Below are 25,960 nucleotides of genomic sequence, written 5' to 3'. Positions count from 1 at the left end.
ATTAGATGTTATGATATGCTTGATTATGTTCAAGTGTATTACCACAAGATTTACAATTAGAAGCTGAACCAGCACCTCCAGGACAACCGTTAGCGCAAGTATAATGATAAACTCCAGACGCATTTTGAGCTGGTGATTGTGTTGGTGGAGTAATTGTATTTGTATTTGTTGGAGTGTTTGAAGGAACCGTTAAAGGACCATTTTTTAAAAAATCATTATTATGAAAAGCATCATTGTGAGTATATGGCGTATTACAAGTAGGACAAACACCTTGAACATCTGAACCACTATTTTCACATTCATTTAAACAAATATAATGTTTAACGGTTACTTTATTATTAGCATTTGTTTTTGGTTTATCTTCTTTACAAGAAATTGTAGTAACAAAAATAAGTAGTACTAGTAATTTTAATGCTTTCATATAGTTATTTTTTGATTTAAAAGTTAAAAATCAAATATACTAAAATATAATTTCACTATATAAAATTTAACTTTTCTAAATAAAAAAAGAGGTTTTCAAAAGCGTTTATTTAATGTTTTTTGAAATAAATTCAGTCTAACAAATTTTAAACGTTTTAGAAAACCTCTTTGGTATCTAATTTATATTTTATAAGTGTATAACTTCGTCGTAAGCTGCAGCAACAGCTTCCATAACAGCTTCACTCATAGTTGGGTGAGGGTGAATAGCTTTTAATACTTCGTGTCCAGTAGTTTCTAATTTTCTACCTAAAACTGCTTCAGCAATCATATCAGTAACACCAGCACCAATCATATGGCAACCTAGCCATTCTCCATATTTTGCATCAAAAATAACTTTTACAAATCCTTCTGGGTTACCAGCAGCTTTTGCTTTTCCAGATGCAGAGAAAGGAAATTTACCAACTTTAATTTCGTAACCAGCTTCAATAGCTTTAGCTTCAGTTAAACCAACGCTAGCTATTTCTGGAGTTGCATATGTACAACCAGGAACATTTCCGTAGTCAATTTTTTCGGTATGTAAACCAGCAATTTTTTCAACACAAGTAATTCCTTCAGCAGAAGCAACATGTGCTAAGGCTTGACCAGGAACAACATCTCCAATTGCATAATAACCAGGAATGTTAGTTTGATAGAAATCGTTTACCAAAATTTTATCACGATCAACAACAATTCCAACATCTTCTAATCCAATATTTTCTATGTTAGATTTAATTCCAACAGCAGATAAAACAATATCAGCTTCTAAAATTTCTTCTCCTTTTTTAGTTTTAACAACAGCTTTTACACCTTTACCAGAAGTATCAACAGATTCTACAGAAGAATTTGTCATAACTTTTATTCCAGATTTTTTTAGTGAACGTTCAAATTGTTTAGAAATTTCAATATCTTCAACTGGAACTACATTTGGCATAAATTCTACAATAGTTACATCGGTACCCATTGAATTATAAAAGTGAGCGAACTCAACACCTATAGCACCTGAACCAACAACAATCATTTTTTTAGGTTGTTTAGGTAGCGTCATTGCTTGTCTATAACCAATAACTTTTTTACCATCTTGTGGTAAGTTTGGCAACTCACGTGAGCGTGCTCCAGTTGCAATAATAATATGGTCTGCACTATATTCAGTTACTTTACCATCGGCATCTGTTACATCAACTTTTTTACCAGTTTTAATTTTTCCAAAACCATCGATAACATCAATTTTATTTTTTTTCATTAAAAATTGAACACCTTTACTCATTCCTTCAGCAACATTTCTACTGCGTTTTATTACCGCATCAAAATCTTTATCAATAGCTTCAGCTTTTAAACCATATTGATCTACATGTTTTAAATAATCATAAACTTGTGCACTTTTTAATAAGGCCTTTGTAGGAATACAACCCCAATTTAAGCAAATTCCACCTAAATTTTCTTTTTCAACCACACCAACTTTAAAACCAAGTTGTGAAGCTCTAATAGCTGTAACATATCCTCCAGGACCACTACCAATTATTAATATATCGTATTTCATGTTTTTAAATTTTAATTTTTATGAGTACTTACTGGTTTTACACAGCAAATTTAGTTATTTTTTGTTTTAATTTATTAATAGCTTAATAATTTAAACAGTATACTATTTATATTTTTATAATTTGTTAAAATTACATTCTCTCTGGAACATTTATTCCTAATAAAGAAAATGCTGTTTTTGTTATTTCTGCTACTTTGAATGATAGTTGTGTTCTAAATATTTTTTCTTGTTCATTTCCACAGCCTAAAATTGGTACTGTTTGGTAAAATGAATTGTAAACTTTTACCAAATCGTATGTATAATTTGCTATAATTGCAGGACTATGATTTTGAGCTGCATTTTGAATAATTTCAGGAAATAATTGTATTTGTTTAATTAATTCTCGTTCTTTTGGATCTAAACTAATTGTGGTTATTTCTTTAGTATAATCAAAGGTAGCTTTTCTTAAAATAGATTGTATTCTAGCATAAGTATATTGAATAAAAGGACCTGTATTACCAGCAAAATCAACAGATTCTTCTGGGTCGAATAGAATACGTTTTTTAGGGTCTACTTTTAAAATAAAATATTTAAGCGCGCCTAAACCAATAGTTTTGTATAGCGTTTCTTTTTCTTCGTTAGAATAGCCTTCTAATTTACCTAATTCTTGAGAGATTGTTCTTGCTGTATCTGTCATTTCAACCATTAAATCATCGGCATCAACAACAGTTCCTTCTCTAGATTTCATTTTACCATTTGGTAAATCTACCATTCCGTATGATAAGTGATATAAGTTTTTAGCCCAATCGAATCCTAATTTATCTAAAATTAAAAATAATACTTTAAAGTGGTAATCTTGTTCGTTTCCAACGGTATAAACCAACTCTTGAAGGTCAAAATCTTTAAAACGTTCAATTGCAGTACCAATATCTTGTGTCATATAAACAGCAGTTCCATCGGCACGTAATACAATTTTCTCATCTAAACCTTCATCGGTTAAATCTATCCAAACAGAGCCGTCTTCTTTTTTATGAAATATTCCTTTTTCTAAACCTTCTGCTACAATATCTTTTCCTAATAGATAGGTATTACTTTCATAATAATTTTTATCAAAATCTACACCTAATTCTTTATAGGTTATAGCAAAACCATCATAAACCCATTGATTCATAGTTTTCCATAAATCAACTACTTCTTTATCTCCAGCTTCCCATTTTAAGAGCATTTGTTGTGCTTCAATTAAAAGAGGTGCTTCTTTTTTAGCTTCTTCTTCTGTTTTTCCTTCTGTAATAAGTTGTGCAATTTCTTTTTTATAAGCTTTATCAAAAGCAACATAATAATTACCAACTAATTTATCGCCTTTTAAACCTGTACTTTCTGGAGTTTCTCCATTTCCAAAATGCAACCAAGCGACCATACTTTTACAAATATGAATTCCACGATCGTTAATAATTTGAGTTTTATAAACCTGTTTACCTGAGGCTTTTATAATTTCAGCAACAGAATAACCTAATAAATTATTTCTAATATGCCCTAAATGAAGTGGTTTGTTAGTGTTTGGCGAAGAATATTCTACCATAACAGCTTTTTCATTTTTAGTTGTAGCTACTTTACCGAAATTATTGGTTTTATAGATTGTATTAAAGCTTTCTATAAAAAACGAATCAGAGATTTCTAAGTTTAAAAACCCTTTAACAACATTAAAATCTGCAACTTCTGCTACATTTTCTTTTAAATAAGTACCAATTTTAGTTCCAATTTCAACTGGATTTCCTTTAACAAATCGTAAAAAGGCAAAAACAACTATGGTTATATCACCTTTAAAATCTTTTTTAGTTGCCTGGAATTCAACAGATTCTATTTCTGTATTATAGATCTCTTTAAAAGCCTTTTTTACAGCTATTTCTAAACTATTGTGCATATTTTTGCTAAATTATTTTAAGCTGCAAAAGTACTAAATTTCAAATAATTTATACGATTTTATAAAATCAAATTAATTTTAATACAAATAGTTGGTCTAGATTTTTAAAATTAAATTTTAAATGTATTCTCAATGGTACTAATAAATATCATTTATATTTGCAAAATGGAAGAATTTTTAAAGGAATTACCAAAGTTAGCTAAAGATAAACTTATTGAGAATAAAAAATATTTTCAGAAGTTAAAGAAACGCACTCCTAAAAATTTAGACGTAGTAATGCAAGATCTACATGACAAAGAGTTTGAAAAAACGGATTGTTTAACTTGCGGAAATTGTTGTAAAACTACAAGTCCAATATTTACTAATAAAGATATTGAACGTATTTCTAAACATTTTAAAATGAAAGTATTTGATTTTACAACTCAGTATTTAGAGTTAGATGCTGATAATTTTTATGTGCTAAAAACTGCTCCTTGTGCTTTTTTAGATTTAAATGATAATATGTGTATGATTTATGATGTTCGTCCAAAAGCTTGTAGTGAATATCCACACACAGATAGACGAAAATTTATTCAAATTGCTGATCTAACTATTAAAAACACAGAAATTTGTCCGGCTGCATATAATATTGTAGAAGCTTTAAAAATAAAACTTCCAAAGTAAAATTGTTAGTAGAGTAGGAGTATGTAGAGTTTAAATACTACTATTGTCCCATTCTTTTTCTTCTACCGTATTCTTGCAACATTCGTTTATTAAAATCGCGTTCCGCTTTTTGCAATTTTATAATTTGATGTGCTGAAATTATAGTTGAAAGGTCTTTAATCATACTAATTTTAGTTTCATAAACTTCTTTTTCATAAAGTAAATATTGATCTAAAACTTTTTGAGCATCAGATTCTGATAAACTATCAATTCCTCCAGAATTTTTAAATTCTTGTGTTTTGCTATTTTCTAAGTCAACTTTTAACTGTTGAATTTTATTTGTGTATTGGTTGTATACTGGCCAAAATTTTTCAGCTTCAACTGGTTTTAAAGTTATAGCATTTGTAATAAATGCGGTTTTTAACAATTTTATATTTTGTCTATTCTTTTTTTGACCAACAACAGAATTTGTTGCAATTAATAAAATTAACGATATATATAATAATTTTTTCATTTCTAGTAGGTTTAATTTTCTAATAATAATGCATCTATATCATTTTCGTTTAAATAGTTTACAACATCTGCATCAGGTATAGTTTCGGTATAATTTAGATCATCTAGAGATACTTCAGGAAAAATAGCTGCTAAACTTTCGGCATCATAATGAAGCATATCATTATCTATAAAATCTTCAATTTCTGAAGTAGTTAAATTATCAAAAGTAATTGTGTCTTGTGTATTGTTCAATATAAAAATTAGTAGAAAAGAAGCTGCAATTGCTAGTGGAGCTATATATTTTGAAACTTTTTTTAGTGTTCTAACTTTTGAAGTAGTTTTAATTTTGTTTAAAACTTGATCTTCTAGTGTTTCAAAATACCCTTCGGGTACTGAATGTGCTGTTTCTTTTTTAATTATATATGTTTTAAGTTTAGAAATAATATTCTCTTCAACAGTGTCGAAATAAGCGTTTGGAGCTTTAAAGTTTGTTTTATTTACATTAATTTTTGAAGTAATTATTTCAGCAAATACACCATCTTCAATAGTATTAAAATAGGCTTCTGGCACGCTAAAACCGTGTTTTTTTGCTACCATTTTATCTAGTATTGGAGTCATTTTATGTATTTCTTTATTGTTCATTACTATTAGCTTAGACTTACTTAAAGTTTTAAGGTTTAATGGTTTTTTAAGAAATCTTCAATTTTTTTTACTGCATGAAAATAGGATGCTTTTAAAGCGCCAACAGAAGTATCTAAAATTTCTGACATCTCTTTATATTTCATTTCATCAAAATATTTCATATTAAATACCAATTGCTGTTTATGCGGTAATGTAATAATTGCTTTTTGAAGCAACAATTGAATTTCATCACCTGTAAAATCGATGTCGTTACTTAAATTTTCAACAGATTTTAATTGTAATTCACTTAAATCTATTTGTTGTTTAGCTGCTTTTTTATTGATAAATGTAATAGCTTCATTAGTAGCAATTCTGTACATCCAAGAATATAATTTGCTTTCTTCTTTAAATGAATGAATGTTTCTAAAAATTTTTATAAAAGTGTTTTGTAAAACATCATCAGCATCGGCATGTACATATACAATTTTACGTATATGCCAATACAAACGTTCTTTGTATAAAGACATTAATTTTCTAAAAGCTTGTTCTTGTGTTTTTTTATCTTTTAGTTGCGCTACTAATAATGCATCGTTATCCACTTATGAATATTTATTATAAGACACCTAAAATTAATAAAGGTTTAATTTATAGCAAAAAATTAGTGTTTTTTGAAAAATTTTCTTTTTGAATACCCAAATAAACGTTCACTTTTAATGGTTTCAGCAATTCCGATAGGAAGCATTTCTTCCCATCCATGTTCTCCATTAGCAATCATATCTAATACTTTTCTAGAGAAGACATCTAGTATTTCTGGATCAAAATCTTTAATATCAATAACTTTTCCATTGTATTTAAAGAATTTGTATAATTCTTTCATACGAGGATGTACTTTTAAGTTTTCGCTAGTTTTAATTTCTCCAGTGCGTTCATCTTTAAGAGGGTATAAGTAAACTTTTAAATCTTTAAAGAATAATTTACCAAAGGCTTCTAAAATTCCACCGCTTAAATTACGATAATATTTTTCGTTAAATATTTGAACAAAACTTTGAACACCCATTGCTAAAGCAATTCTTTCTTTTGTGAATTCTGAAAAATATTCAACCAATTTATAGTATTCTTGGTAATTGGTAATCATAACATTTTGTCCAAGAGAACAAAGTAATTCCGCTCGATCTAAGAAATCTCTTTCATCAATTTCTCCATCAGAACTTAAATTTGTCAAGGTAATTTCAAAAATAATTTTTGTGTTTTCAGCTTTTACCTTACTTTCATTTAAAAACATTTGCTCTGCAAGTTTAAACATATCCATGTTTACTTTTGTAACAGGTCTAAAGCTACCTCTTAGAGCTAAAATATTGGCTTTGTATAATTGTTGTGCAGGTAGTAAGTTATTACCATCTGGACCAAACATTACGGCATTTGTCATACCATTTTTTACCAGTAGTAAACTCATTAACCTATTATCTACATATGAAAAACGAGGTCCAGAAAAATTAATCATATCAATTTCTAACTGAACTTCATGTAAATTATCATACAGAGATTTTAATAATTCTTTAGGTTTGTCGTTTAAATAAAATGCACCATATATTAAATTAACTCCTAAAACTCCTAGGGTTTCTTGTTGTAATTTAGCATCTGTTTCTTTAAATCGAATGTGTAAGATTATTTCACTGTAATCTTCTAAAGGTGATAATTGAAATCGAATACCTACCCAACCATGGCCTTTAAATTTTTTAACAAAATCTATGGTGGTTACTGTATTGGCATAGGTGAAAAATATGTTGTTAGGATGTGTTTTTCTACTTAAACGGTCTTCAATTATTTCTACCTCATAGGTAAGCATTTTTTTAAGCCTATTTTCAGTAACATAACGACCGTCTTCTTCGACTCCATATATAGCATCAGAGAAATCTTTATCGTAAGCACTCATGGCTTTTGCAATAGTACCAGATGCACCTCCAGCTCTAAAGAAATGACGCACAGTTTCTTGACCTGCACCTATTTCTGCAAAAGTTCCATAAGTATGTTTATTCAGATTAACTTTTAAAGCTTTTGCTTTACTGGATTTTACTTCATTAATCTCTCTATCTCCTTTTAATATTAAAGCCATTTTTTTTAGTTTTCACAAAAATACTAAAATAATTTCTTGAATAAAACTATGTTAAATGTAACTTTAAATTTTTAGCATATTTGTAATAATAGTATATAAAATTACCTCGATTTATTATTTTAAGCTTAAATATTTATATTTAAATATTAATAAATCGAGGTAACTGGTAAAAAAGAGTTTTACATGTTTTTTAATTCTGCAACTAGTTCAGTTAAAGCTGCTTTTGCATCTCCAAAAAGCATAGAAGTTTTTTGGTTAAAGAATAGTTCATTTTCAATTCCAGCATAACCAGCATTCATACTTCTTTTGTTAACAATTATATGTTTTGCATTTTCAACATCTAAAATAGGCATTCCGTAAATTGGACTTGAAGGATCGTTGTGTGCAGCTGGGTTTACAACATCATTTGCACCAACAACTAATACTACATCAGTATTTGGAAATTGAGGGTTTATTGCATCCATTTCAACCAGCTTATCATAATCTACATTACTTTCAGCTAAAAGCACGTTCATATGGCCAGGCATTCTACCTGCAACTGGGTGAATTGCATATTTTACATTTACTCCTTTTTCAGTTAAAATTTCTTCTAATTCGTGAATTACATGCTGTGCTTGTGCAACAGCTAATCCGTAACCAGGAACAATTATTACATTTGAAGAATAGTTTAGCATAACTGCAGAATCACTAGCACTTGTTTTTTTAATGTTTCCACCAGTTTTACTTACAGTACCTGCAGCAGCAGCGGCACCACCTCCAAAAGCACCAAAAATAACACTCCCTAAAGATCTATTCATAGCTTTACACATAGCAAATGTTAATATTAATCCAGCAGAACCAACTAAAATACCACCAACTAACATAACCATATTACCATATAAAATACCTGTAATAGCAGCAGCAATACCTGTTAAAGAGTTTAATAATGAAATTACAACAGGCATATCTGCTCCTCCAATTGGAATTACAAATAAGTAACCATAAATTAAAGAAGCTACTAATAGTGTATACATTAGTATAAGACTATCTGTATTTACTAATACTATATAAGCTCCAAAAGCAATTAAAGCTAAAAATAATAAATTATTTATGAGGTTGTATTTTGGTAAACGAATATCTTTTAACGAACCGTTTAACTTTGCCCAAGCAACTAAACTTCCGGTAAAAGTAATACTTCCTATTATTATTGCTGCAATAATAGTTGTTACTATGGCAGATGAAGCTTTCATAGAATCTTCTACACCAATATTTTTGCTAAATTCTACCAATCCTATTAAGGTTGCACTTGCACCACCAAAACCATTAAATAAAGAAACAAGTTCTGGCATTTTAGTCATTTCAACTTTTATGGCAATAAGATATCCTATTACTGCACCAATAATTAAAGCTGTCCATATTAAAATATAATTTAAAGCAGGAACTTCAAAATCGTGTAAATATAATGTAGCAAGAATAGCTATAACCATACCAGCACCAGATAAAAGATTTCCTTTTTTTGCTGTTTCTGGATGACCTAACATTTTTAAACCAATAACAAAAGTTACTGTTGTTATTAAATATATAATTCCTAAAGCGATATTCATTATTTTTTCTTTTTAAACATTTGTAACATTCTGTCGGTAACTGCAAATCCACCAACAACATTTATTATTCCTAATACTATAGCAACAAATCCAAAAGCTAAGGCTATATAGTTTGTTGGATCAGCTTGTAGCATTACTAAAATTGCACCTACAATTACAACTCCTGAAAGAGCATTAGCACCTGACATTAAAGGTGTATGTAAAACTGTTGGAACATTTTTAATTAACTCTACCCCAATAAATACAGCTAGTATTAAAATGTATAAAAGTTGTAGGTTACTATTAATAAATTCTATTAAATTATCCATATTATTCTACTTTTAGTTTTTTCTGATTTTTCCTTCTTGTATAATTAAAGTTTCATCTGTTATTTCTTCATCTAATTCCCATTTAAATTCATTTTTATCATCAGTTAAATGTTTTAAGAAATTAAACATGTTTTTAGCATACAAATCACTTGCATTTGTTGAAACACTAATTGGAGAGATTGAGCTTCCAATTACTTTAACACCGTGTTTAATTATGGTTTTATCCATTTCACTTATTTCACAGTTACCGCCTTGTACTGCAGCTAAATCTATAATAACAGCCCCATTTTTCATTTGTTTTACTTGTTCTTCAGAAATTAAAACAGGAGATTTTCTACCAGGAACCATAGCAGTTGTAATTACTAAATCTGCTTTAAATAAAGATTTGTTAACGGCTTCTTTTTGTTTTCGGGCATAATCTTCAGAAGCAGTTTTAGCGTAACCACCTTCAGATTTTTCTTCACCAGTATTGTCAACAGAAATAAATTTAGCACCAAGAGATTCTGTTTGTTCTTTTGTTTCCATTCTAATATCTGTAGCTTCAACAACAGCTCCTAATCTTTTAGCTGTTGCAATTGCTTGTAATCCTGCAACACCAACACCGTAAATTAACACTCTTGCAGGAGTAATAGTTCCTGCTGCAGTCATCATTAAAGGAAATATTTTAGTCATCTCATTTGCACCTACAATAACTGCTTTGTACCCTGCAAGATTGCTTTGAGAGCTTAAAACATCCATATCTTGTGCTCTCGAAATACGAGGCATAGCATCCATAGAAAAAGCAGTTGCACCAGTAGCTGCAATAGCTTTTATTAGTTCCTCATTAGATTTATGGTATAATTGACTCATTAAAATATGAGATTTATCAATTAGCTTTAAATCTTCTAATGTAAAAGGATTAATTTTAATTAAAATTTTAGCTTCTTTAAAAACAACTTCTTTTTTTTCGACTTTTACGCCAACATTTTGATAATCTGAATTTTTATAAGCTGATGCAAATCCGGCATCTTCTTCTATTAAAACATCAAATCCGAGGGCAATAAGTTGTTTAGCAATATTTGGTGAAATAGATACTCTTTTTTCACTTTTCTGAGTCTCTTTTAATATGCCTATTTTCATTTACTTAAATATTTAAACTTTAATATTCCTAATTTTATATCATTTATAAAACGAGTGTATTGTTAAAAAACTTAAATTAATATATAGAAATTAATTTAAGTTTTATAAAGGTTTTTGTTCTGATAAAATGTCTAAATAATATAAAATCAAAACAATAAAATACTTCATTTTTATAATGTTATTTAAAACAGTATAAAAGTAATTTTTAAACCTTTATAAAAGGTTGATAAAAATCACATTTATGTTACCATTGTTTTAAAATGCAAAGAAACTATTTATGTTATAAATATTATAATAATGTAGCAGAAATAACATTTTTATTATTTAAGTTATTTCTTTAAACTAGTTGTATTATTTTTGAATATAAAATGTATTTTTAAAAAAAATTAAAAATTGAAGATTACTTTTTTAGGAACAGGTACATCACAAGGTATTCCTGTAATAAATTCTAAACATCCTGTTTGTTTATCAACAGATAAAAGAGATAAGCGTTTGCGTGTTTCTATTATTGTAGAATGGAATAATTATAAATATATAGTAGATTGTGGGCCAGATTTTAGATACCAAATGTTACGTGCAAATGTAAATGCTATAAATGGTGTATTATTTACTCATGAACATTCGGATCATACTGCTGGTTTAGACGATATACGTCCATATAGTTTTCAAATGGGAGGTGTTCCAATCTATGCTAAACAACGTGTTCTAACTAATTTAGCAAAACGGTTTGATTACATTTTTATAGATGAAAATAAATATCCGGGTGCACCTAGTGTACATCAAAATGTAATTGCTAATAAACCTTTTTTATTGGGTGATTTACAAGTAATTCCTATTGAAGTTTATCACGGTAAATTAAAAATTTACGGATATAGGTTTAAAAATTTAGCTTATTTAACTGATGTTAAAACCATTGAAGATTCTGAAAAAGAAAAATTAAAGAATTTAGATGTGTTAATTATTAATGCTATTCGCCATAAACCACATCATTCTCATTTAAATTTAGAGGAAGCTTTAACATTAATTAAAGAATTAAAACCTAAAAAAACATATTTAACACATATAAGTCAAGATTTAGGTTTTCATGCAGAAGTTGAACAAACATTACCTGAAAATGTGTTTTTAGCGTATGATGAACTTGTTATTGAAGTTGATTAAAATTATATTTTTTCAGCAATTAATAGAAAAAGGGGATATGTTTTATTGTTTTTTTTAATTTCATAACATACTGAGTAGTGGATTGTTTTAAATCCATTTTTTAAAAGCGTTGCCGTTAAATTTTCTTTTTTAAAACCATTGTGTCCATCAAAATCGGGTGATGAATTGTGAAATGTTCCATCTTCTTCAACTAAATCGGCTATACACAAATAACCATTTTTGTTTAATATAAGGTTAAATACCTGTATAGTTTTATCAATATTTTTAATATGATGCATAGTCATTAATGTGTAGATAACATCAATTTTTGAAACAGTATTAAAGTTTTTTAAAATATTGATTTTAAGAGGTTTAAAGTTTGTAATTTTTAATTGTTTAATTTTTTCTTTTAAAACATTTAGCATCCCTTCAGAAGTGTCAACAAGGGTAATTTCTTTAAAATAATTTTGTAATTGAAAACTTAATAAACCAGTTCCACAACCAAATTCTAATGCTTTAGTTTTTTTAGAAGGTTTAATAAATTTAATTATTTCTTCAGCAAAAACAGAAGCTCTTTTTATTTTTTCAGGATTATTGTCCCAATTTTCAGCTTTTTTATCGAAGTGAGATGTAGCCATTATTATTCAATTGTAAGGTTATATTTTTCTAATAAACCGGTAATTCCGTTTAAAGAAAATTTAGCATTTTTAATAGTATTAATTTCTGGATTTATAGAATAATTATAAGAGGTTCTAAAATCGGCTTTTTGTAAATCTGTATTTTCAAAAATAGCTTTATTTAAATCACAGTTTTTGAATACTGAATTTGGTATTTCTGCATCTACAAAATCGGTTTCTTGTAAATTACAGTTGGTGAATTTGGTGTTTTTTAGTTTTAATTGATAGAATGAAGCTAAATTTAATTGGCAATTATTAAAAGTAATAGCAAGTAAAAAAGGATTACACTCGCTAAAATTTAAACCAACTAATTTACAAGTATCAAAAATAACATCTTTAAAAGCAACATTTTTTATATTAGAATTACTGAAATTACAGTTAAAAAATTCACATTCTAAAAATTCGTTATTAGCAAGGTGTAAGGATGAAAAATTGCAGTTAATAAAAGTACAATTATCGTATTCTCCTTTTATAAAGTTGTTAGAAGTATAGTCTTTTCCTTTAAAAGTTTGACTATCTATATAATTAGTATTCATTTTATAAAATTACATAAAACATATTAAAATTTAACACAAAAAAAGCCCATCTGTTAAGATGGGCTTTTGTAAAAAATTAAGAAGTATATATTAAATTACTTTTACATTTACTGCGTTTAATCCTTTTTTACCTTCCTGTAAATCAAATTCAACTTCATCGCCTTCACGAATCTCGTCAATTAATCCAGAAATGTGAACAAAATGTTCTTTGTTTGAACCTTCTTCTGTAATAAATCCGAAACCTTTAGTTTCATTGAAGAATTTTACTGTTCCTTTACTCATCTTAAAAAATTTTATATTAATTATATTATAATGACAAAGATAATGCCAAGTTATGAGATAACCTAAATAAAACTACTTATTATTCAAATAGTTATGTAACACCTATTTACACTAAGAAAACCTTTTAAAATAAGTTAAATTTTAGCTTTTAATTTGCCTTTTTTTGAATTTATCGAATTTGTTTTCGGCTGTTTTTGGCCAACTGTTATTACTTAAATCAACATCGGCTGTTTCTTCATCTGGATCTATAGTAATTTTTTTAATTTCTTTGCTTGTAGGAATTACCTTGGTTACTTCGGCATCGTTTTTTCTCCAAATTTGTGCAGGATATTGTTTGCGTTCTTTGGTTCCATCGTTATATTCTAATTCAACAATAATAGGCATTACCAAATCTCCTGGTTTTTCAAATTTTAATTCGTAAAAATATTTAGGAGATTTTAATGTTGCTTTTTCTTCTGAAGAAAAGTTTTCATCTATATAATTACTTAAAGAACTAAAATCTTCAGCCGTATTATTTTTTAAATCCTCAGTAAATTCGTCACTGTCTTCCGATACTAAATATAATGAAGGTGGAATATCGTTTTTACTAATACCAAAACGCTCATATCTTTTAATTGCTTGTTCTGTTGGCTTATCTGTTATATGGTATTTTTTCACTTCTTTTATTCCAATATCTGTGTTTCCAGTGGTATAAAACCAACCTCTCCAAAACCAGTCTAAATCCATTGCAGAAGCATCTTCCATAGTTCTAAAAAAGTCAGCAGGAGTAGGGTGTTTAAATTTCCAACGTGTTGCGTATGTTTTAAAAGCATGGTCAAATAATTCTGGTCCCATAATGGTATGTCTTAATATCCACAATGCTGTAGCTGGTTTAGCATATGCATTATTTCCAAATTGATACACATCATCTCCCTTAGACATAATTGGAGCTAATTTAGATTGGTCTCCTTTCATATAGCCAACAATATTTTTTGGCAAACCTCTGTTTAACGGATAGTTATCTTCATAATCCATCATAGCTAGCATTTGAACAAAAGAATTTAAACCTTCATCCATCCAAGTCCATTGACGCTCATCAGAGTTTACAATCATCGGGAAAAAGTTATGACCTACTTCGTGAATGGTAACACCAATCATTCTGTATTTAGTTCTATCGTTATATGTTCCATCAGGATTAGGTCTTCCAGGATTAAAACAAATTTGAGGGTACTCCATACCCATTTGTCCATCTACAGAAATTGCTTTATGGTAAGGATAATCAAAAGTATGTCTAGAATATGTTATTAGTGTTTGTGCGGTTGCTCTAGTAGAATGGTCTCCATATAATGGATTTGCTTCTTTTGTGTAATAAGAATAGGCCATTACAGTTCTTCCATTTATATCTACCGCCATTGCATCCCAAATAAATTTTCTTGATGTTGCAAATGCATAATCTCTTACATTTTCAGCAAAAAATCTCCAGGTTTTTGTTTTTTTAGATTTTTTTTGTTCAGTTTTTGTAGCTTCATCTTGAGATACAATTAGTACAGGATTGTCAAAAGTTTTTCTTGCAGTTGCCAATCTAGTTTGTTGTGTTTTGGTAAGTACTTCACTTTCATTCATTAGAACTCCGGTAGCACCAAGAATATGATCAGCTGGTGTTGTTATAGAAACATCATAATCACCAAATTCTAAAGCAAATTCACTGCGTCCCCAAAATTGATCGTTTTGCCAACCTTCTACATTATTATAAACACACAACCTTGGAAAAAACTGAGCTATTACATAACTATTATTTCCATCTTCAGGAAAATGTTCAAAACCAGATCTACCGCCTTGCGTTACATGGTTATTAATATTATACCACCATTTTATTTTAAATGAATATGATTGACCAGGAGCTAATGGTTTTTCTAAATTTAAACGCATCATAGTTTGGTTGATAAGATAAGAAGCGTCGCTATCGTCCATATTTTTTACAAAATCAATTTTAAAACCTCCATCAAACTTATCTTCCATAAAAGTTTTTGAAAATTGAGAAGGTGTATATAATGTATTTAAACCACGTGATTGAATTTCAGGTGATTTAGAGTCTGAAGCTCGCACATTTTGATCTAATTGAAGCCATAAATATTCTAAATAATCTTTAGAGTTATTATGGTAGGTAATTATTTCTTCACCATAAATACGTTGGTTTTCATCATCTAAAATAAGATCCATTTTATAGTCCACTTTTTGTTGAGAATACTCATAACCTGGAGCTCCAGAAGCTGTGTGCTGATTGTTTGGTGTTGGTAATTCTTCATTCAGTTGTTTAAACTTACTGATATTATAGTGTCCTTTTTGTGTTTCTTTTTTTTCAATTTTTTGGGCTAAAATAACGGGTGAACTTAGTAAAATTGTTAGAAAGAGTAAAAATGCTTTTTTCATTTTAGAGATTTACGATTTTTTTAGAAATTGACTTTGTTAGTTAGTAATAAACTTAACATTAAACAGCACATATTTATTATAGTTACTGAGTGGGGTAGAAGTATAGTTAACTTCTTATTCGTTGCTTTTTAAATTTTTCAAATTTGGTTTCAGTATTCTTTGGCCAGCTGTTGTTACTTAAATCTACATCAGCTGTTTGTTGATCTGGATCAATAGTAATTTTTTTAATTTCTTTACTAGTAGGAATTACCTTGGTTACTTCGGCATCGTTTTTTCTCCAAATTTGTGCAGGATATTGTTTGCGTTCTTTTGTGCCATCGTTATATTCTAATTCAACAATAATAGGCATTACTAAATCTCCTGGTTTTTCAAATTTTAATTCATAAAAATATTTAGGAGATTTTAATGTTGCTTTTTCTTCTGAAGAAAAGTTTTCATCAATATAATTACTTAAAGAACTAAAATCTTCAGCCGTATTATTTTTTAAATCCTCAGTAAATTCGTCACTGTCTTCCGATACTAAATATAATGATGGTGGAATATCGTTTTTACTAATACCAAAACGCTCATATCTTTTAATTGCTTGTTCTGTTGGCTTATCTGTTATATGGTATTTTTTCACTTCTTTTATACCAATATCTGTGTTACCAGTGGTATAAAACCAACCTCTCCAAAACCAGTCTAAATCCATTGCAGAAGCATCTTCCATAGATCTAAAGAAATCAGCAGGAGTAGGATGTTTAAATTTCCAACGCGTTGCATATGTTTTAAAAGCATGGTCAAATAATTCTGGACCCATTATAGTTTGACGTAAAATAAAAAGGCCTGCAGCTGGTTTTGAATATGCATTTGCACCAAAATTAAATGTATTATCACCTTGTGTCATAATTGGAGCTAATCTACTTTGATCTCCTTTCATATAACCAACAATGTTTTTTGGATATTTTGTCATAGGAAACATAATAGAATCGTATTTATATTCTGCTAAAATTTCAACAAAAGAATTAATACCTTCATCCATCCAAGTCCATTGACGTTCATCTGAATTCACAATCATAGGAAAATAATTATGACCGATTTCGTGTGTAATAACACCAATCATTCCTTTTTTTGTTCTTTCGGTAAAGTTTCCGTTTTTATCGCCTCTTCCAAAATTAAAGCTAATCATTGGATATTCCATTCCCATTTCAACATTTATAGATGAAGCATGCGGATAAGGGTAATCAAAAGTGTGTTGAGAATAAACCTCTAATGTATTTGCAACAACTCTTGTAGAATGTTCTTGCCAAAGCGCTTTACCTTCTTCAGGATATAAAGAGTATGCCATTACTGTTTTTTCATTTAATTTAACAGCCATTGCATCCCACATATATTTATTTGAGGTTGCAAATGCAAAATCACGTACATTTTCGGCATTAAATTTCCAAGTTTTTGTTTTATTACTTTTCTCTTTTGAAGCTTCCATAGCTTCTTCAGGAGTTACAATAAATATTGGATTGTTATAGGTGGTTTTTGCTTCTAAATATCTTTTATATTGATTTTTAGATAATACTTCTTTCGGGTTTTGTAATTCTCCAGTTGCATTTAAAATATAATTTTTAGGTGTCGTTATTGAAACTTCAAAATCACCAAATTCTAAGGCAAATTCACTTGAACCCCAAAATTGTAAATTTTGCCAACCTTCAACATTATTGTAAACTGCTAAACGTGGATAAAACTGTGCAATAGCATAAGCTTTATTGCCATCTTCAAATATTTCAAAACCAGATCTTCCTCTATCTTCTTTATAGTTATTGATGTTATACCACCATTTAATATCAAACGTAAAACTTTTACCACTTGCTAATGCTGTTGGTAAATCAATACGCATCATTGTATTGTTAATTGTATAACTTAAATCGGTTCCATTAGCATCTTTTAATGCTTCAATTTTAAAACCACCATCAAAAGGTTTTCCCATAAAGTCTTTTGTAAAACTTGATGGCGTGTATGCTGCTCTAGGGCGATCAGCATTAATGTCTTTTGTTTTTGAATTTGCTGCACGTACGTTTTGATCTAATTGCACCCATAAATAGTCTAAATTATCTTTAGAGTTGTTATAATATGTAATTGTTTGATAACCTGAAATTCTGTGTTTTTCAGTATCTAAAACAATGTCCATTTTATAATCTACCTGTTGTTGCGTGTATTGGTAACCAGGAGCACCAGAAGCAGTGTGTTGCTTGTTTGGTGTTGGTAATTCTTCATTTAATTGTTTAAATTTACTAATGTTGTAGTGTCCATTTTGCTCTTTTTTTTCTTGTATGTTTTGAGCAAAAGTTGTAGAAGAAATTATTACTAAAGAAAGTAATAATAGGTAAAATTGTTTCATATTTATACGTTGTTTTTTTTCAAAGCTTACTTATTTATTTGTAACTGATAACTAAGTTTTGTGATACACTTTTTAACATTTAGTTATATTTTATTTCACAAATAAAATTTAAGGGTGTAAATTAATAATTTTAACAATATTTTCTGATAAAAATTAAAATTTTAACAAAGCTTTAAGTGTTTTGTTGTTTAAATAGAATGTTTTTTGAATATTGTTTGCATATATTTTAATTATATTTTGCTGATCTTCAAAATCTCTAATTAAACAGGTATTGTAAATATCTATTGAATTTAAAACTTTAACATCTGTAATTTCTAAATAAAACCGTACAATATCATCATCATATTCTTTTCCAATATATGTATAAGAAGCTGAATTATTATTTACAGCTAATTTAAAATTGTTATTTAGATAGGTTTCAAAATACTGGTCAATATTTGGAGCTTCATCTTTAGTAGCTAACTTAAGTTTTGTGTTATTATCTTTATTTAAAGTTAATTCAATATCATCAATAAAAAAGCCAATAATAATTTGTATAGATTGTTTTTCTTCTACGTATTCAATTTCACATAAACTTAAATAATATTTATGCATTGTAAATGAAAGTAGCGGAATTATAAGTACTAAAAATAAATAATTTTTAATTTTCATTGGTTAATTGTTCTTAAAGGTTTTTGCCCAATTTGTTTTAGTTAATTTATATCTTCTATCGGTACAATTGTCTCGTTTATTAAAAAAATCGTGATCTTTAATAAAAAATTTTTCTAAAATTTTTACAGATTTCATATTTATAATATTTACATCTGCAGTAATTATATTAAAATTTAAAGTTTCGAAACTAAAATTAATTAAACCTTTTGCAATTTCGGTACCATAACCTTTTCCCCAATATTTTTCTCTTAATCTATATGCAATTTCGGGTTCGTCTTCATTATTTTTTAATAATCCACAAATACCTATAAAATTAGAGCTTTCTTTTTCAATGAGACTCCATATTTTTTTTGTGGAGTTTTTTTCAAGTGCAATTAATTTTTTTAGTGTGATGTCGCTTTCTGTTTTAGACATAACTTTTTGAGGAATGGGATTCATAACATTTGGGTTTCCCATCATATCAAAAAAAGGTTCTGAATCCGAAATTTTTAATGTTCGAATTACCAAGCGTTCTGTTTCAAAAAGCATTGCTTCCATTTTAGTTGCTTATTTTTAAAAATAATAAGCTGCAAGAAACAAAAAATGATTTAAAATTATGGTTAAGTAGCTTTAAAAATATATTATTCATTTATTTTATTAAACTTTCTGCTTTGTACTATTAAAAAGTTTTTAATTTGAAATTCTGTACTGTTTATGTGATTGCTTAAACCATTGTCTTGACAATATTCTAAAAATAAATAAATTTTATGATCTGGAATATTTAATTCATCAATAAAAAAATCTGCCTTATAAAGTGTATATAATTTAGTTGGAAATTCTTCTAAAAGACGTTGATTTTTCAGTTCAGAAGCTTTTCTTGCTTTATTTTTACTTCGTATACCTTTTGTAATCAAACTAAAAATTGAAATAAAGTCAACACCAGTATTCCCATAAGTTGGATCAGTCATTCTACGTAAATCTGGACCCTTTTTTTTACTGTCTTCGTTGGTATTTAAGATCATTCCTTTTTGAACATCAATTTTACCAAAGTTTAATCTTATTTTTTGGTTTAATAAAACTTCGTCTAATTCATTAAAATTTTCTTCTAAGTAAACAAGTAATTTTTTTTCGTTAATATGTTTTTCTGAAATTTTAATAACTCTATTTGTATAATTTATAGAAGAGAATAAAATAGAATCTCCAAGTTTTGCATGTAGTGAAAATTCTCCTTTTGAATTACTAGAAGAACCGAGTTGTTGGGTGCGATTTAAAACATTTATATTTTCTAAAAATGTAGAGTCAGATTTTACAATTCCATCTATTACTACAAGTGATTTTTGAGCAAATAATTGCATATTTGTAACTAAAAAAAATAGTAATATTATCGTAAATTTATTTTTCAATTTCATTGTATAGAATGCTTTGTTCTTGTAAGATTTTTATGATTTCAAATAGTTTGTTTTCGTTGAATTTTTTAATAATATTTCTATTTTCACAATAATTAATAAAGTTATAAATTTTATCTTCAGGAATCTTTAAATCGTTTACAAAAAATGAGGTTCCAAATTTTCTTTTAAGTTTATCCGGAAATTTAAGATCGTTTTTTAGTTCTCTTTTTAATTTTTTTTCTGCTTCAAGTCTTTTGTCGGGTAACGAAAAACCTGTACCAACACCACCTCCTGCAGCAGTTGGATCGGTTAACCTCCTTGCATCTGGAGCTTTAGAAAAATCGGTAGCATAATCTGCTCCTAATTTATTAACCTGACTTCTATCAAAAGAAAAAGAATGTTTTGGTAAAGTTTCTTTTGGTTTATTTGCTAAATCAAAACTTAAATCACCAGTTAAACCGTTTAAAAAAACTTCATCTAGCTTGTTTATATTTTGTTCTAATAAAATACTTAGATTTTTGGTGAGTGCATGTTCTTTGGTTATTTTAATTTTTAGAGGTTCATATTGAATCGAAGAAATTAATAAAATATCACCTACTGAAGCTGTAATTTTAAATGTACCAGTATTACTACTAATTGTACCCATTTTATTATTTAAATTTACAACGTGTACATCACTCAATGTATTAGTTGAGTCAAAAATAACTCCAGAAAATGTGATGTACTTAATTTGTGCATTTGTATTTATGTTGCATAAAACAAGAAAACAAGACACTAAAAAATATTTTTTAATTTTTAATTTCATTATAATTTATACTTTCTACTTTTAAAATTTCAATAATTTCTAAAACTTTATTATTGTAATATTTAGTAAAGATATTTTTAGATTCACAATAATCAATAAATAAATAGATTTTGTCTTCTGGAATTTTTAGAGTTTCTATAAAAAAATCATCACCCAATTGTTTTCTTAGTTGAAATGGGAAATCTTTCTTTTTTTTTAGTTTTCTTTTTAAAGCTCTTTCATTTTCTAGTTGTCTGTTATATTTACTACCTTGAGCACCACCTGCTATATATAGCGGATTTGTAAAAGACTCGGCATTTACATTTTTTTTATATCCAAGCTCATCTCCGGGTAATTTTTTATCTAAATCACTTAATTTGTATACAAAGTTAGGCTTTACAGTTGTATCTTTCGGTGTTTTTTTAAAATCTATGTCTAAACTACCTGTTAAACCGTGTAAAAAAACTTCATTTAAAATAGTTACGGTAGGTACTAATTTTATAATTAATGAATTTGATTGTATGTGGAATTTTGAAATAGTAATTTTTTTATTTTCATATTCAATAGAAGAAAAAAGCAGTATATCTCCTTGTTTTGCTAAGATTTTAAAAGCTCCGTTATTATTACTAATTGTGCCAAAACCATTATTTAAATTTACTATATGAATATCGCTAATAGCTTTATTATTAGAATAAATAGTTCCCGTTATTGTAACTAGTTTTTCTTGTGAAAAAGAGTTTGTAGTTATAAAAATGAAAAAAGTTAGGTTGGTTAAGGTTAATTTCATTATAACAAAGAACGTTATTGAAATCTTAAAATAGTATTAAGGCTATTGTAAATTAATGTTAAAAGCAATAAAAATAGTATATTTGGTAAAACTTTATATTTATGAAGAAATTACTTATTGCAAGTACTTCTACCGTACATGGTAAAAAGTATTTAGAATATATTTTACCAGAGTTATCCGAATTTTTTAAAGGTGTTAACGAAATTTTATTTATTCCATATGCTAGGCCAGGAGGGATTTCGCACGATGCTTATACTGAAATTGCAAGTACTGCTTTTGAAAAAATTAATATAAGAGTTAGAGGAATTCACGAATTTAAAAATCCGTTTGGTGCAATTAATAGTGCTAAAGGTATTTTTACTGGAGGAGGAAATACATTTTTATTACTAAAACAATTGTATGATACTAAGGTGATTTCCAGTTTAAAAAATGTTGTAGAAAATGGGACTCCTTATTTTGGAACAAGTGCAGGAAGTAATATTACAGGTTTAACCATTCAAAATACAAATGATATGCCCATAATTTACCCAAAGAGTTTTACTTCATTTGGGTTTGTTAATTTTAATATTAATCCGCATTATTTAGATCCAGACCCAAACTCAACACATATGGGTGAAACTAGAGAAACACGTATTAACGAGTTTCATACATTAAATAAAATCCCAGTTTTAGGTTTAAGAGAGGGAAGTTGGATACACGTTAATGGTAGTAAAATAGTATTAAAAGGCCCATTATTTGCACGTTTATTTCAACAAGGAAAACAACCCTTAGAATTACCTCCGGATTCAGATTTAAGCTTTTTAATGTAAGTTTAAAGTTAAGGCAATTATATGTGCATCTGGAGACTTTTTAATGCTATCGGTTAATTTATTATATGAATTTATAATTTTTAGAGTATCTATTTTAGTGTTCTTTAATTGATCTCTTAAAATTATTGCTGCAATATAAGAGTTGTTATTTTGTGCGATATAATTGTAACTAAAATCTACGTATTCTTGTTCAATTTCTTTCATTTGACGACTAATATCAGCTAATTGATTAGCATTATTTTCCAATCTATATTTTTGAAATTGAGGAAATAGATACGTTATTTTTTTAAATATTTTTTTAGAGTTTAATTGGTAGTTTTTAAATTCAGAATTTAATTTAGAACCCTCTATTGGAGTATTTTCAAAATCGTTAGCATCAATAGTTATGGTTATATCTGCATTTTCTACTATTAATATAACTGTTGAAGAATATTGTTTGAAACTAATAGCAAAACGTTCTGGATATTCTACAAAACCTTTAAAAGAGAAGGTGTTGTTTTTAACTTTTGAAGAATCAATAACATAAATTGAGTTTTCAATAATTTTGTTTAGATAAACTTCTTGTGGATGAAAATTTTTTAAAGTACCATGAATTGTAAATGTATTTTTAACTACAGAAATATTCTCTTTTTCAGGAACTTTCTCTTTTTTACAAGCACTTAAAACAAGTATACAACTGCAAATAAAAATTAGATTTTTTATTGCATTTGTATAAGTTTTATTCATTATTAAGTTGTTTATATAAAATTAATAATACGTTTATTAAATACACAAACTTTAATAGTTTACATATTCAATAATTTCAATACCATAACCTGTCATACCAACTCTTTTTCTGAATGATGAAGCATTAGAAAGTACTTTTAACTTTGTTATACCTAAGTCGTGTAAGATTTGCGCACCAATTCCAAAATCTTTTTCATCCATTTTTAAATTTGGAGTATATGCTTCGTTATTAGCTTGGCTTTCTTTTAAAATTGCCAATCTTGTAAGTAAATTAAAATTTTGATTTTCTTGGTTTATAAAAACAACAGCACCTTTACCAGCCTTATTTATGGCTTCAAAAACACCTTTTAATTTATCATCAGGATTTTTAGTAAGTGTACCTAAAATATCATTATTTACTAATGTTGAATTAACTTTAACTAAAACTTCTTCACCTTCGGTCCAAGTTCCTTTAGTTAAAGATAAATGTACTTGTTTATTAGTGGTTTGTTTATAGGCTCTTAATCTATATTCTCCAAATCGAGTGTTTATTGTAAAATCTTCAGTAAGTTCAATTAGAGAATCGTGTTGCATTCTATATTCAACTAAATTTTCAATAGAAATTACTTTTAAATCGAATTGTTTTGCAATTTTAACTAATTGAGGAAGACGTGCCATTGTTCCATCTTCATTCATAATTTCAACAATAACACCTGCAGGTTTTAGACCTGCTAAACGCGCTAAATCTATAATAGCTTCTGTATGTCCAGTTCTTCTTAAAACACCACCTTCGCGTGCTTTTAAAGGGAATATATGACCTGGTCTACTTAAATCGTGTGGTCTGGTTTCAGTATCGGTTAAAGATTTTACGGTAATTGCTCTATCATGAGCTGAAATTCCTGTGGTAACACCTTTTCCATGAAAATCTATAGAAACTGTAAAAGCAGTTCCAAGTGGGTCGGTATTTAAGCCAACCATTAAATCTAAGTTTAATTCTTTACATCTTTTTTCAGTAATAGGGGCACAAATAAGACCTCTACCGTTAGTAGCCATAAAATTAATCATTTCTGGAGTTACTTTGTCTGCAGCAGCTACAAAATCACCTTCATTTTCTCTGTTTTCATCATCAACAACAATTACTACTTTACCATTTTTAATATCGGAAATTGCTTCTTCAATTGTATTTAATTTTATTTCTTTTGTTGGAGTTCTCATGGGTTTTTAATTGATTTTTTATTAAATCTATTGAAAAATTTTTTTATTGAATCTAGAACGGAATCTATGTTAAATACTCCCATTCCTTGGGTTGCTTTTCTGGTTAATAAGATACCAAAGGGTAAAAGTATTATTGTTGATACCCAACCACCTAATGAGGTAGTAATGGCACTTTCTTCTGATAAATTTTTTCCAAATTGTGAAATGAAAAAATAAATTACAAAAATTGTAATTGCCATTATCATTGGTAATCCAAAACCTCCTTTTCGTATAATAGAACCTAAAGGGGCACCTATAAAAAAGAGTACAAGGCAAGCTAGCGAAAAAGAAAATCTATAATTATATTCATAATCATATAAATTTAGTCGCTTTCGATCTCGTTTAATTTTATCTTTTTGATTTTTTATTCTGTCTGTAACCCGTTTTAAATTTTGAACGGCATCTCTTGTAATATTAGATTTATTAGTGGTGGTAAAGTTATCTAATATTTCAGGTTTTAAAATGGTGTCTCTAATAGAGTCGGGGTATTTATATAGTTTATTTGCTTTAACCGACCTGTAAAAATCGTTGGAGCGTAACCTCAGATATTCATCATAACTAGATTTTTCAACTTTTGAAATAGAATCTAACTGATTTATGCTTAACATTCCATGATGTTGCGTTATATCTTCATTATCTAATTTTTGATCATCATTAAAAGCAGAAATATCAATATTAATTGTGTATGTATCGAATTTTGCTGCAGAGGCGGGCATTTTTTTCCGTTCTTTTTGTGTCATAGCACGTTTGCTATGCTCTTCATAATAATTACCATCTTTTAGAGTTAAGGTCATATATTTACTTCCTTCCTCCGTAGATATTTCACCGTTTTTAGCAGTAATTATTTTTACTTTCCCTTGGTTATTTGTTAAATCGGCAATTTGAACATTTTTCAGTAAATTTTCTTCTTCGCCATATTTTTCATCAAATTTAATATTAAAACCAGGAATTTCTGTATTAAATGCACCAGGAACCAGTGCCAAAGCTGGTTTCTTTTTTTTCATATTTAAATACAGGTTCTTTTGTTTTAATGTTGCCCACGGATAAATATTATTTAAGAAAACAAAGTTTAAACCACTTAATAGTACTGTTAATATAACCAATGGTTTAATAACTCTTCTTAAAGAAATACCAGCAGATTTTATGGCGGCAAATTCGTAATTTTCAGATAAATTACCTAATGCCATAATGGATGATAATAATATACCAATTGGTAAAGCTGTTGGTGTTAGTATTAACGATAAATAACCAAGAAATTTTAAAATAAAAAATATATCGATTCCTTTACCTGCAATTTCATCAAAAGCTAACCATAGTGCTTGCATTACAAGCACAAAAAGAACCACAAAAAATGTGGCTAGTAAAGGCTGTAGAAAGCTTTTTAAAATGTATTTATCAAATATTTTCAACGCTG

The 25,960-nt window shown here is 28.0% G+C and carries 26 protein-coding genes; 3 read left to right on the top strand and 23 right to left on the bottom strand.

What is annotated here, in order from left to right; genetic code table 11:
* Position 1 precedes the first annotated feature (1 nt).
* The 3 genes from MHL31_RS03915 to argS all read right to left on the bottom strand — a co-directional run bounded on the left by MHL31_RS03915 (position 2) and on the right by argS (position 3,896).
* Positions 2-421, bottom strand: a complete 420-nt coding sequence (locus MHL31_RS03915) for a hypothetical protein (RefSeq protein ID WP_240227775.1) — start codon at positions 419-421, stop codon at positions 2-4.
* A gap of 186 nt (positions 422-607) precedes the next feature.
* Entirely contained in the window at positions 608-1,996 is a 1,389-nt protein-coding gene (lpdA, locus tag MHL31_RS03910; RefSeq protein ID WP_240227774.1) for a dihydrolipoyl dehydrogenase, read from the bottom strand.
* 130 nt (positions 1,997-2,126) lie between these two features.
* Positions 2,127-3,896, bottom strand: coding sequence for an arginine--tRNA ligase (gene argS / locus MHL31_RS03905; RefSeq protein WP_240227773.1), 1,770 nt, complete (start codon positions 3,894-3,896; stop codon positions 2,127-2,129).
* Between the two features lie 165 nt (positions 3,897-4,061).
* On the opposite strand from argS, the gene MHL31_RS03900 reads away from it, so the two are divergent.
* Positions 4,062-4,559 carry a YkgJ family cysteine cluster protein gene (locus MHL31_RS03900; protein ID WP_240227772.1) on the top strand — a complete coding sequence of 166 codons (498 nt, stop codon included), beginning with the start codon at positions 4,062-4,064 and terminating at the stop codon, positions 4,557-4,559.
* A 40-nt stretch (positions 4,560-4,599) separates the two neighbouring features.
* On the opposite strand, the gene MHL31_RS03895 is transcribed toward MHL31_RS03900, so the two are convergent.
* The 7 genes from MHL31_RS03895 to MHL31_RS03865 form a co-directional block, all read right to left on the bottom strand.
* Positions 4,600-5,052, bottom strand: coding sequence for a hypothetical protein (locus tag MHL31_RS03895; RefSeq protein WP_240227771.1), 453 nt, complete (start codon positions 5,050-5,052; stop codon positions 4,600-4,602).
* An 11-nt stretch (positions 5,053-5,063) separates the two neighbouring features.
* Positions 5,064-5,675 (bottom strand): hypothetical protein, encoded by a 612-nt coding sequence (locus MHL31_RS03890; RefSeq protein WP_240227770.1) that lies wholly within the window; start codon positions 5,673-5,675, stop codon positions 5,064-5,066.
* A gap of 35 nt (positions 5,676-5,710) precedes the next feature.
* Positions 5,711-6,253 (bottom strand): RNA polymerase sigma factor, encoded by a 543-nt coding sequence (locus tag MHL31_RS03885; protein WP_240227769.1) that lies wholly within the window; start codon positions 6,251-6,253, stop codon positions 5,711-5,713.
* A gap of 59 nt (positions 6,254-6,312) precedes the next feature.
* Positions 6,313-7,767 (bottom strand): TonB-dependent receptor, encoded by a 1,455-nt coding sequence (locus MHL31_RS03880; protein WP_240227768.1) that lies wholly within the window; start codon positions 7,765-7,767, stop codon positions 6,313-6,315.
* A gap of 179 nt (positions 7,768-7,946) precedes the next feature.
* Positions 7,947-9,350, bottom strand: coding sequence for an NAD(P)(+) transhydrogenase (Re/Si-specific) subunit beta (locus tag MHL31_RS03875; protein WP_240227767.1), 1,404 nt, complete (start codon positions 9,348-9,350; stop codon positions 7,947-7,949).
* Positions 9,350-9,658: an NAD(P) transhydrogenase subunit alpha gene (locus tag MHL31_RS03870; RefSeq protein WP_240227766.1), complete on the bottom strand. Its 309-nt coding sequence runs from the start codon at positions 9,656-9,658 to the stop codon at positions 9,350-9,352. The genes MHL31_RS03875 and MHL31_RS03870 overlap by 1 nt, the downstream gene beginning before the upstream one ends.
* Before the next feature lie 12 nt (positions 9,659-9,670).
* Positions 9,671-10,777 carry a Re/Si-specific NAD(P)(+) transhydrogenase subunit alpha gene (locus MHL31_RS03865; protein ID WP_240227765.1) on the bottom strand — a complete coding sequence of 369 codons (1,107 nt, stop codon included), beginning with the start codon at positions 10,775-10,777 and terminating at the stop codon, positions 9,671-9,673.
* Between the two features lie 393 nt (positions 10,778-11,170).
* On the opposite strand from MHL31_RS03865, the gene MHL31_RS03860 reads away from it, so the two are divergent.
* Positions 11,171-11,935 (top strand): MBL fold metallo-hydrolase, encoded by a 765-nt coding sequence (locus tag MHL31_RS03860; protein ID WP_240227764.1) that lies wholly within the window; start codon positions 11,171-11,173, stop codon positions 11,933-11,935.
* Between the two features lie 2 nt (positions 11,936-11,937).
* On the opposite strand, the gene MHL31_RS03855 is transcribed toward MHL31_RS03860, so the two are convergent.
* The 10 genes from MHL31_RS03855 to MHL31_RS03810 all read right to left on the bottom strand — a co-directional run bounded on the left by MHL31_RS03855 (position 11,938) and on the right by MHL31_RS03810 (position 21,778).
* Complete coding sequence (locus MHL31_RS03855; protein ID WP_240227763.1) at positions 11,938-12,552, bottom strand: class I SAM-dependent methyltransferase; 615 nt, start codon at positions 12,550-12,552, stop codon at positions 11,938-11,940.
* Between the two features lie 2 nt (positions 12,553-12,554).
* Complete coding sequence (locus MHL31_RS03850; protein ID WP_240227762.1) at positions 12,555-13,127, bottom strand: pentapeptide repeat-containing protein; 573 nt, start codon at positions 13,125-13,127, stop codon at positions 12,555-12,557.
* A gap of 90 nt (positions 13,128-13,217) precedes the next feature.
* Complete coding sequence (locus MHL31_RS03845) at positions 13,218-13,409, bottom strand: cold-shock protein (RefSeq protein WP_115882354.1); 192 nt, start codon at positions 13,407-13,409, stop codon at positions 13,218-13,220.
* A 141-nt stretch (positions 13,410-13,550) separates the two neighbouring features.
* Entirely contained in the window at positions 13,551-15,818 is a 2,268-nt protein-coding gene (locus tag MHL31_RS03840; RefSeq protein ID WP_240227761.1) for a M1 family metallopeptidase, read from the bottom strand.
* 106 nt (positions 15,819-15,924) lie between these two features.
* Positions 15,925-18,189 (bottom strand): M1 family metallopeptidase, encoded by a 2,265-nt coding sequence (locus tag MHL31_RS03835; protein WP_240227760.1) that lies wholly within the window; start codon positions 18,187-18,189, stop codon positions 15,925-15,927.
* 153 nt (positions 18,190-18,342) lie between these two features.
* Positions 18,343-18,840 (bottom strand): DUF6702 family protein, encoded by a 498-nt coding sequence (locus MHL31_RS03830; protein ID WP_240227759.1) that lies wholly within the window; start codon positions 18,838-18,840, stop codon positions 18,343-18,345.
* A 3-nt stretch (positions 18,841-18,843) separates the two neighbouring features.
* On the bottom strand, positions 18,844-19,368 hold the full coding sequence (locus tag MHL31_RS03825) for a GNAT family N-acetyltransferase (protein WP_240227758.1): 525 nt from the start codon (positions 19,366-19,368) through the stop codon (positions 18,844-18,846).
* 92 nt (positions 19,369-19,460) lie between these two features.
* Positions 19,461-20,174, bottom strand: a complete 714-nt coding sequence (locus tag MHL31_RS03820; RefSeq protein WP_240227757.1) for a carboxypeptidase-like regulatory domain-containing protein — start codon at positions 20,172-20,174, stop codon at positions 19,461-19,463.
* A gap of 37 nt (positions 20,175-20,211) precedes the next feature.
* A complete protein-coding gene (locus MHL31_RS03815; RefSeq protein ID WP_240227756.1) occupies positions 20,212-21,012 on the bottom strand; it encodes a carboxypeptidase-like regulatory domain-containing protein in 801 nt (266 codons plus the stop codon).
* Positions 20,996-21,778 carry a carboxypeptidase-like regulatory domain-containing protein gene (locus MHL31_RS03810; protein WP_240227755.1) on the bottom strand — a complete coding sequence of 261 codons (783 nt, stop codon included), beginning with the start codon at positions 21,776-21,778 and terminating at the stop codon, positions 20,996-20,998. Before MHL31_RS03810 ends, MHL31_RS03815 begins: the two co-directional genes overlap by 17 nt.
* Before the next feature lie 101 nt (positions 21,779-21,879).
* On the opposite strand from MHL31_RS03810, the gene pepE reads away from it, so the two are divergent.
* Positions 21,880-22,587, top strand: a complete 708-nt coding sequence (gene pepE, locus MHL31_RS03805) for a dipeptidase PepE (RefSeq protein ID WP_240227754.1) — start codon at positions 21,880-21,882, stop codon at positions 22,585-22,587.
* Here pepE and MHL31_RS03800 read toward each other — a convergent pair.
* The 3 genes from MHL31_RS03800 to MHL31_RS03790 are packed head-to-tail and all read right to left on the bottom strand — an operon-like array spanning position 22,579 to position 25,955.
* A complete protein-coding gene (locus tag MHL31_RS03800; protein ID WP_240227753.1) occupies positions 22,579-23,313 on the bottom strand; it encodes a DUF4369 domain-containing protein in 735 nt (244 codons plus the stop codon). The genes pepE and MHL31_RS03800 overlap by 9 nt on opposite strands.
* Positions 23,314-23,364: 51 nt before the next feature.
* Positions 23,365-24,507, bottom strand: coding sequence for a 3,4-dihydroxy-2-butanone-4-phosphate synthase (gene ribB, locus MHL31_RS03795; protein WP_240227752.1), 1,143 nt, complete (start codon positions 24,505-24,507; stop codon positions 23,365-23,367).
* Positions 24,504-25,955 carry an LptF/LptG family permease gene (locus MHL31_RS03790; protein ID WP_240227751.1) on the bottom strand — a complete coding sequence of 484 codons (1,452 nt, stop codon included), beginning with the start codon at positions 25,953-25,955 and terminating at the stop codon, positions 24,504-24,506. Before MHL31_RS03790 ends, ribB begins: the two co-directional genes overlap by 4 nt.
* Positions 25,956-25,960: the final 5 nt, after the last annotated feature.

Origin of the sequence: Lutibacter sp. A80, assembly GCF_022429645.1 — a bacterium.
GTDB lineage: Bacteria > Bacteroidota > Bacteroidia > Flavobacteriales > Flavobacteriaceae > Lutibacter.
This window is presented reverse-complemented; position numbering and strand designations above follow the sequence as displayed.

Excerpts from the sequence above, each read along its gene's own strand:
- MHL31_RS03820 (WP_240227757.1), bottom strand. The coding sequence starts at position 20,174 with ATGCAATTATTTGCTCAAAAATCACTTGTAGTAATAGATGGAATTGTA.
- MHL31_RS03875 (WP_240227767.1), bottom strand. The coding sequence starts at position 9,350 with ATGAATATCGCTTTAGGAATTATATATTTAATAACAACAGTAACTTTT.
- MHL31_RS03855 (WP_240227763.1), bottom strand. The coding sequence starts at position 12,552 with ATGGCTACATCTCACTTCGATAAAAAAGCTGAAAATTGGGACAATAAT.
- MHL31_RS03825 (WP_240227758.1), bottom strand. The coding sequence starts at position 19,368 with ATGCTTTTTGAAACAGAACGCTTGGTAATTCGAACATTAAAAATTTCG.
- MHL31_RS03890 (WP_240227770.1), bottom strand. The coding sequence starts at position 5,675 with ATGAACAATAAAGAAATACATAAAATGACTCCAATACTAGATAAAATG.
- argS (WP_240227773.1), bottom strand. The coding sequence starts at position 3,896 with ATGCACAATAGTTTAGAAATAGCTGTAAAAAAGGCTTTTAAAGAGATC.
- MHL31_RS03880 (WP_240227768.1), bottom strand. The coding sequence starts at position 7,767 with ATGGCTTTAATATTAAAAGGAGATAGAGAGATTAATGAAGTAAAATCC.
- ribB (WP_240227752.1), bottom strand. The coding sequence starts at position 24,507 with ATGAGAACTCCAACAAAAGAAATAAAATTAAATACAATTGAAGAAGCA.
- pepE (WP_240227754.1), top strand. The coding sequence starts at position 21,880 with ATGAAGAAATTACTTATTGCAAGTACTTCTACCGTACATGGTAAAAAG.
- MHL31_RS03915 (WP_240227775.1), bottom strand. The coding sequence starts at position 421 with ATGAAAGCATTAAAATTACTAGTACTACTTATTTTTGTTACTACAATT.
- lpdA (WP_240227774.1), bottom strand. The coding sequence starts at position 1,996 with ATGAAATACGATATATTAATAATTGGTAGTGGTCCTGGAGGATATGTT.
- MHL31_RS03840 (WP_240227761.1), bottom strand. The coding sequence starts at position 15,818 with ATGAAAAAAGCATTTTTACTCTTTCTAACAATTTTACTAAGTTCACCC.
- MHL31_RS03835 (WP_240227760.1), bottom strand. The coding sequence starts at position 18,189 with ATGAAACAATTTTACCTATTATTACTTTCTTTAGTAATAATTTCTTCT.
- MHL31_RS03800 (WP_240227753.1), bottom strand. The coding sequence starts at position 23,313 with ATGAATAAAACTTATACAAATGCAATAAAAAATCTAATTTTTATTTGC.
- MHL31_RS03900 (WP_240227772.1), top strand. The coding sequence starts at position 4,062 with ATGGAAGAATTTTTAAAGGAATTACCAAAGTTAGCTAAAGATAAACTT.
- MHL31_RS03895 (WP_240227771.1), bottom strand. The coding sequence starts at position 5,052 with ATGAAAAAATTATTATATATATCGTTAATTTTATTAATTGCAACAAAT.
- MHL31_RS03815 (WP_240227756.1), bottom strand. The coding sequence starts at position 21,012 with ATGAAATTAAAAATTAAAAAATATTTTTTAGTGTCTTGTTTTCTTGTT.
- MHL31_RS03850 (WP_240227762.1), bottom strand. The coding sequence starts at position 13,127 with ATGAATACTAATTATATAGATAGTCAAACTTTTAAAGGAAAAGACTAT.
- MHL31_RS03845 (WP_115882354.1), bottom strand. The coding sequence starts at position 13,409 with ATGAGTAAAGGAACAGTAAAATTCTTCAATGAAACTAAAGGTTTCGGA.
- MHL31_RS03830 (WP_240227759.1), bottom strand. The coding sequence starts at position 18,840 with ATGAAAATTAAAAATTATTTATTTTTAGTACTTATAATTCCGCTACTT.
- MHL31_RS03810 (WP_240227755.1), bottom strand. The coding sequence starts at position 21,778 with ATGAAATTAACCTTAACCAACCTAACTTTTTTCATTTTTATAACTACA.
- MHL31_RS03865 (WP_240227765.1), bottom strand. The coding sequence starts at position 10,777 with ATGAAAATAGGCATATTAAAAGAGACTCAGAAAAGTGAAAAAAGAGTA.
- MHL31_RS03870 (WP_240227766.1), bottom strand. The coding sequence starts at position 9,658 with ATGGATAATTTAATAGAATTTATTAATAGTAACCTACAACTTTTATAC.